Origin of the sequence: Companilactobacillus huachuanensis (genome assembly GCF_005404815.1) — a bacterium.
Classification (GTDB): Bacteria; Bacillota; Bacilli; order Lactobacillales; family Lactobacillaceae; genus Companilactobacillus; species Companilactobacillus huachuanensis.
This window is the reverse complement of record NZ_BJDF01000043.1, coordinates 1-5,977: the sequence shown is the minus strand read 5'-3', so window position 1 is coordinate 5,977 and position 5,977 is coordinate 1. Positions and strand designations below refer to the sequence as shown.

At 35.8% G+C, this 5,977-nt stretch carries 7 protein-coding genes; 2 read left to right on the top strand and 5 right to left on the bottom strand.

Features of this window, described 5'->3' with window-relative positions; all coding sequences use genetic code 11:
- Nucleotides 1-127: 127 nt before the first annotated feature.
- On the bottom strand, nucleotides 128-514 hold the full coding sequence (locus tag FFM71_RS13165) for a CvfD/Ygs/GSP13 family RNA-binding post-transcriptional regulator (RefSeq protein WP_137612610.1): 387 nt from the start codon (nucleotides 512-514) through the stop codon (nucleotides 128-130).
- Nucleotides 515-593: 79 nt separating this feature from the next.
- Between FFM71_RS13165 and FFM71_RS13160 the strand changes: the two genes are divergently transcribed.
- Nucleotides 594-1,586, top strand: a complete 993-nt coding sequence (locus tag FFM71_RS13160; protein ID WP_137612609.1) for an NAD(P)/FAD-dependent oxidoreductase — start codon at nucleotides 594-596, stop codon at nucleotides 1,584-1,586.
- A 93-nt stretch (nucleotides 1,587-1,679) separates the two neighbouring features.
- Nucleotides 1,680-2,321: a DedA family protein gene (locus FFM71_RS13155; protein ID WP_137612611.1), complete on the top strand. Its 642-nt coding sequence runs from the start codon at nucleotides 1,680-1,682 to the stop codon at nucleotides 2,319-2,321.
- A gap of 10 nt (nucleotides 2,322-2,331) precedes the next feature.
- Here FFM71_RS13155 and FFM71_RS13150 read toward each other — a convergent pair whose 3' ends face one another.
- Genes FFM71_RS13150 through FFM71_RS13135 form a run of 4 tightly spaced genes read right to left on the bottom strand, consistent with a single transcriptional unit; the run spans nucleotide 2,332 to nucleotide 5,694 of the window.
- A complete protein-coding gene (locus FFM71_RS13150; protein ID WP_137612608.1) occupies nucleotides 2,332-2,934 on the bottom strand; it encodes a TIGR01906 family membrane protein in 603 nt (200 codons plus the stop codon).
- Nucleotides 2,927-3,703, bottom strand: a complete 777-nt coding sequence (locus FFM71_RS13145) for a TIGR01457 family HAD-type hydrolase (RefSeq protein WP_137612607.1) — start codon at nucleotides 3,701-3,703, stop codon at nucleotides 2,927-2,929. The genes FFM71_RS13150 and FFM71_RS13145 overlap by 8 nt, the downstream gene beginning before the upstream one ends.
- Nucleotides 3,700-4,317: a YutD family protein gene (locus tag FFM71_RS13140; RefSeq protein WP_137612606.1), complete on the bottom strand. Its 618-nt coding sequence runs from the start codon at nucleotides 4,315-4,317 to the stop codon at nucleotides 3,700-3,702. The genes FFM71_RS13145 and FFM71_RS13140 overlap by 4 nt, the downstream gene beginning before the upstream one ends.
- Nucleotides 4,318-4,326: 9 nt before the next feature.
- The gene (locus FFM71_RS13135) at nucleotides 4,327-5,694 is read right to left on the bottom strand and encodes a bifunctional metallophosphatase/5'-nucleotidase (protein WP_137612605.1); all 1,368 of its coding nucleotides are present in this window, start codon (nucleotides 5,692-5,694) and stop codon (nucleotides 4,327-4,329) included.
- Between the last annotated feature and the right edge of the window lie 283 nt (nucleotides 5,695-5,977).

Sequence of the window (5,977 nt, the reverse complement as noted above, 5' to 3'; positions counted from 1 at the left end):
AGAACTTTTTCAAAATAATTAAAGGCGTTTGGAAAAGCTATTAAGCTTGAATCCGTTGACGCCGTTGTCATCTGTCGCAACAACAAGATATATATTACCAATTAGATTAAGTGTGTGCAACCCTTTTTTACAAAAAAGTTGAATTTTTTTCATTTTTTTCTGAAATACGTTGTAAAGCAGCCTTCACCCATGCTTCTTTATGAGTTGCGATTGTCTTATAGCCTATCTTATTGCGATAATCTGTCCAGAAATGCTTATGTAAAATTGGTCGTCCTATCTTCTCAGGTTGCAAGGCACGCATTGATAGGCTTATCTGTTGATTGTATTCATCAATACCCATTACAATTACATCAACCTCATCTCCAACTTGATATCTACTATTAAGGTCAGATACGAAGCCGTGCTTTAATTCTGAAATATGGATCAAGCCCTGATACTGATTGTCTAGCCTTACAAAAACCCCATATGATTGAACGCCAGAGATGGTTCCAGTTAATTTATCTCCAATTCGCATTAATTTTCCTCCCGCTTTGAATTTTAAATGTGTAACAATGTATCTATAGATTATATAACAGAAAATGGTGACTAAGATTATGAATGACAAAATTTATGACATTTCAATTATCGGCGGTGGTCCTGCTGGTATGTTTGCTGCCTACTTCGCCCGTTTGCGAAATCTCAAGGTAGCACTAATAGAGAGTTTACCAAAATTAGGTGGTCAACCTGAAACACTGTACTCGCAAAAGCATATCTATGATGTGGCTGCTCTCCCTAAAATATCAGGTACAGACTTAACTAAACAACTCAATGAACAATTAAGTATTATGAACTGTGATCAATACATAGAAACATCTGTTTCTTCTATAGATAGAAAAGATGATATTTGGGAATTAACTACCAATCGAGAGACTATCCATACTAAAGCAGTCATCATTGCTATTGGTAACGGTGCTTTCAAACCACGCAAGTTAACTTTTGATTATGATCCTACTATAGAAGAAAACAATCTTGATTACTTCGTCAATAGTCTATCAGACTTCAATGATAAAGATGTCATTGTTGCTGGTGGCGGTGATTCCGCTGTTGATTGGTCCATTGACCTTTCCAAAGTTTCTAAACACACTTTTCTAGTCCATCGTCGTAACAAGTACCGTGCCATGGAATCTAGTGTTGCAAAACTTGAGGAATCAACTGTTGAGCAACTCAATCCTTATATCATCAAGGGACTGGACTATAATCTCAACAATCATGACAAAATTGACGTTACCTTAAAGATGATTAAGTCCGATGAAACTAAAGTAGTTACTGCTGACAAGTTACTAGTTAACTATGGATTTGTCTCTGATTCTAAGATTCTTCACGACTGGAATATCGAATTGAATGGTCCTTTCATCAAGGTAACTCAAGAAATGGAGACTAATTTACCAAATATCTTTGCTATTGGCGATATCGTAACTTATCCTGGTAAATTACAATTGATTGCAACAGCCTTTGCTGAAGGTCCAATTGCAGTAACTAAAGCCTTACGTAACCTCTATCCTGACAAAGACTACTTCGAACACAGCACTTCTATTTTCGAGAAATAATCTTTAATTTACATTAATTTTAAAGTTATTTTAAGTTAAGCTGGTATAATGAAGTTTAATTTGAATTCTGGAGTTGATTGATTGAGTTACATAATGGGTTTGGTTGATTTTATCTTGCACATTGATCATCACATGGTCAATATCGTGAATAATTTCGGCATTTGGACATATTTAATACTATTTCTGATTATCTTTATTGAAACCGGAGTTGTTATCTTGCCATTTCTACCCGGAGATTCTTTAATCTTTGCGGCAATGGCGTTAGCTGCTAATCCTAAATACGGATTGATTGGTTGGTTGATGTTCCTGATTTTCCTAGCTGCTGCCGTTTTAGGAGATTCGATGAACTACGAAATTGGTGAACATTTTGGAGAATACGCGACGAGGAATAAATACCTCGGTAAACTTATCAATAAAGATCACTTGGATGAAGCACATCATTTCTTTGAAAAACATGGTGGTAAGACAATTGCCATTGGTCGATTCATCCCTTTAATTAGAACTTTCGTACCATTCGTTGCTGGTAGCGGAACGATGCATTACGGAACTTTCTTGAAATATAACTTTATTGGTGCTTTCTTATGGGTTCTAGTTTGTTCGGCAGCCGGTTACCTATTTGGTAATATCCCAGCCGTTCAGGATCACTTCTCAATGATTATCATCGGTATCGTCATTGTTTCATTAATTCCTATTTTAATCACCGCCATTAAAAATAGAAAAAAGAAAAAAGCTTAGGAAATTTTTCCTAAGCTTTTTTTTGTCGTGCTTTCCAAAAATTCAATCCTTCAAAAATTACGAAGAATAAGATAAAACACTGCGTAAAGAAATCCTCTGGCAAGATATTGATTACTGGATCCTTATTCGGATCAAATAACCAATCACTATTACGAAAGAGTACTTCATGAAAAATAACGAAAAATTCGTCAAAATTTAACAGCATCATAATTGCCAAAACTATCCCAAAGATAGCAATCCACAAAAAGATACGATTAAATCTGGCACGAATCTTATGAAATTTAGCTACTATAATACCGCTAATAATGAAAACCCCAAAATTCAATAAGAACAATTTTTTACAATCCAAAAAATGTAGTCGACCAGCTGCTGAGGAACCAAAGTCACTTAAATGCCATTGCCAATTGAATGGATTAATTAAATAATTCATCATCTGCATATAATTTTTCATAATAGTGCCATACTTCATCTCGACAATTTGGTCCAAATTATAATATTTAATATCAAATGCAAACAACGGATAACTGGCAAAAATAGTTACAGTAATTGCAGCTGTCAACAAGAAGAATGCTAATACAATGGTGTACAAAAGATCCTTTTGTGAATTAGACATCCCATTGATCCAGACTTTCTACCTGATGAGTTGGTTTGATTGGGGCATTATCAATATCCTCATGTGTACTGACACCTGTGTTGACCCACAATGTATCAACTCCTGCGCTAATTCCACACTTAATATCAGTATTGTAATTATCGCCAACCATGACGGCCTTTTTAGGATCAAAGTCACGAGCTTTTGCAGCAAAATCAATAATGTCACGTTCTGGTTTACCGATATAGTGGGCTTTTTGTTGAGTCGAGGTTTCCACTAAGGAAATGACAGAACCAGCACCTGGCACAAGCCCTCTTTCATTGGGCAAATTAGTATCCGCGTTAGTTCCAATAAATAAGGCCCCACGTTTAATAGCCAAAGTTGCCAACTCAAATTTATGATATGTAACATCATAATCCAATCCGACGATTACAACATCAGGATCGAATTCGTTCAACTTAATACCTGTATTGAAAACAGCACTCTTCAAACCGTATTCACCGATTACATAAGCACTGTGATTTTGAATATCATCATCAAACATATTTTGAATATAAGCCGCCGTAGCTAATGATGGCGTTAAAACTTGTTCAGCCGTTGCTGTAATTTGATGATTTTTCACTAAATTATCAGCCACTTGCTGAGGAGTTTTAGTTGTATTGTTTGTTAAGTAGTAGTAATCAATTCCCGCATTGTTTAAATTGTCGATGAAAACCTTAGCTTCAGGAATCTTGTCCTTACCACGATACATCGTTCCATCCAAATCAATTAAATATGTTTGATACTTCATTTATTCTTTTCACCTATTTTTCTAATTTTAAAAGTTTTCTTTGCCGAAGTTGTCTTCTTAGTATTATTCGTTCGACGTTTAGAAATCTTATTTTTCTTATGTTGATTATTATGTGGCTTATTAGGCTTAGCTTCAGCCTTAGTACGTGTCTTCCGAGTTTTGAATTTATGAGTATTCGTATTGTGACCATTAGTATTTCGACTAGCAACATTATGGTTATTGGTACTATGACCACTAGTATTGTTGTTTCTACGATGACTATTTCTCAGTGGAGCCTTTTTAATCTTTTCCAAGACAAAATAAGCGCAACCAAAATTACAATATTCTAATAGATAGTCTTCCAAATGAGAAATACGATTCTCTATGGTACTCTCGTTTCTCTCATCTTCATAAAATCCTTTGAATCGTAACTGATCATAACCCCAGTCACCAACAATATAATCATATTTTTCGAGAACATTATTATAACGTTCTTCAATTCTTTCTTCACTAAAACCACTATCATGGTCTTCTACTATTCGATATTGTGTTTTGTCAATTGAAATCAAATTATCATCTAGTCTGATTACATCAACTAACTTAGTAGTAGCGGTGTTATCCTCAATTTCCTGCAAGTAATCACCTCAAATCGGATATTTTTTATTTAAGTAATCACCGAATACACCCCGTAAAAAGTCGGGATACATAATTTCATTGTCACCTGAAATCTCAATTGATGGGAAATAAGGTACAAATAAGTAGTGATCCAACAATGCTAAAGTATACTCTTGATTTTTATCTAATTCTTCACCGTTTATATAAACATTCCGTTTGTTGTCAATCTCAATGCCACGATAAACTAGTTCGCCAAATATCTTACCACGAAAACCCATTCCTTTTTGCATATGATTTCTTAAAAACATACGATTTTTTTCCATTTCCATAACTAAGCGCCAAACATTATCACCAGTCATAGTCGTTTTCATCACGTGAATCGCGTGTGGTAAAACATCATGTAAGTTTTTCTCAGTCACAATACCTTTAGGAAGGTCTTTCAAAAATAATCCAGAACTTAACACAGCCACATCAGTTTTTGCATAATTTTGAACCGCAGTCAAAGCTTCTTGCATGATTGAATGTTTGGACTGATAGTTAGCGCTTAACGTTTCTGGCAAATTGGCAACCTGTTTTTGATTCAACAAGGATTCACCCTTATCAAATTGTTGCTTGATCCAAGCGTCATCTCCAGGCAATTCTTCCAAAGTAGCAGTTGCAACTGTAAAAGCCGACTTAGCAAAAACTTTTTTCTGATCATCAAGTTCCATATTAATCGTTCCGACATTCTGCCCATACTTACCGGCAGCAGCTAGCAAAACCCCATTATCCATTTCCCCTTTTGGAAACAAATGATGGGTATGGGCGCCAATAATGACATCAATTTCCGGATGATTTTTGGCAATCATCCGATCCATTGATACTCCTAAATGTGACAGCAAGATGATCACGTCACAATTCTTAACTAACTCAAGTGACTTTGGCAACATCTCTTGAATCAATTTAATATCCCAGTCCAACAAGGGATATGTCAAAATATATGGTGCCGTTAAACCCATAACACCAATTTTAGTGCCTTTTTTAGTCGTAAATATCTTAGTCGGTTCAGCAAAATCAGCCAAACGATTAGGTTCTTTTTCATAGAGATTATTTAAAATAACAGGAAAATTGGCATGATCGTACAAATGTTCCAAATCTTCGTGACTATTTCCTAAACCTTCATTATTACCAATCGTGGCCGCGTCATAATGTAATGGATTCATCCACTCGATATTAGCCTGTCCATTAGTGGCCTCACTCAAAGGATGAGCACGGTCCATAGCATCCCCAATATCAAACAAATAAAAGTCATCCGCCTGACTATTTTGACGTGATTGTTTGATGAAGCGTTCAAGCCGTGGAAAGTTTTCGAAGTGAGAATGTAAATCATTCGTATGAACTATCTGAATTTTTTCCATAATATCCTACTTTCTCTGTAATCTGGTTAAATATGTCATCTCTAGCGTTGAAATCATTAATTAAAGGTTGAAAGTATGCCGTTTCCAGATCTGAGAGTATTCAATTGCTGCGCGGAACGGCCCGAGCCAAAGAGCGGTCTCGAACCTCGGTTGAAGCCTCGCAAAGACCGCGAGTCTTCAACTCTGGAGTGAACCCATGAGGTTGGACACATGATCCAAACCTGGAGGGGTTCACTATGATTAAGTACAATCTGGATTTCAAAGTCAAAATAGTAAATGAGTT

What these genes read in the sequence shown, in the direction of transcription:
- FFM71_RS13165 (WP_137612610.1), bottom strand. Translation starts at nt 514, where the DNA reads ATGCGAATTGGAGATAAATTAACTGGAACCATCTCTGGCGTTCAATCA.
- FFM71_RS13160 (WP_137612609.1), top strand. Translation starts at nt 594, where the DNA reads ATGAATGACAAAATTTATGACATTTCAATTATCGGCGGTGGTCCTGCT.
- FFM71_RS13155 (WP_137612611.1), top strand. Translation starts at nt 1,680, where the DNA reads ATGGGTTTGGTTGATTTTATCTTGCACATTGATCATCACATGGTCAAT.
- FFM71_RS13150 (WP_137612608.1), bottom strand. Translation starts at nt 2,934, where the DNA reads ATGTCTAATTCACAAAAGGATCTTTTGTACACCATTGTATTAGCATTC.
- FFM71_RS13145 (WP_137612607.1), bottom strand. Translation starts at nt 3,703, where the DNA reads ATGAAGTATCAAACATATTTAATTGATTTGGATGGAACGATGTATCGT.
- FFM71_RS13135 (WP_137612605.1), bottom strand. Translation starts at nt 5,694, where the DNA reads ATGGAAAAAATTCAGATAGTTCATACGAATGATTTACATTCTCACTTC.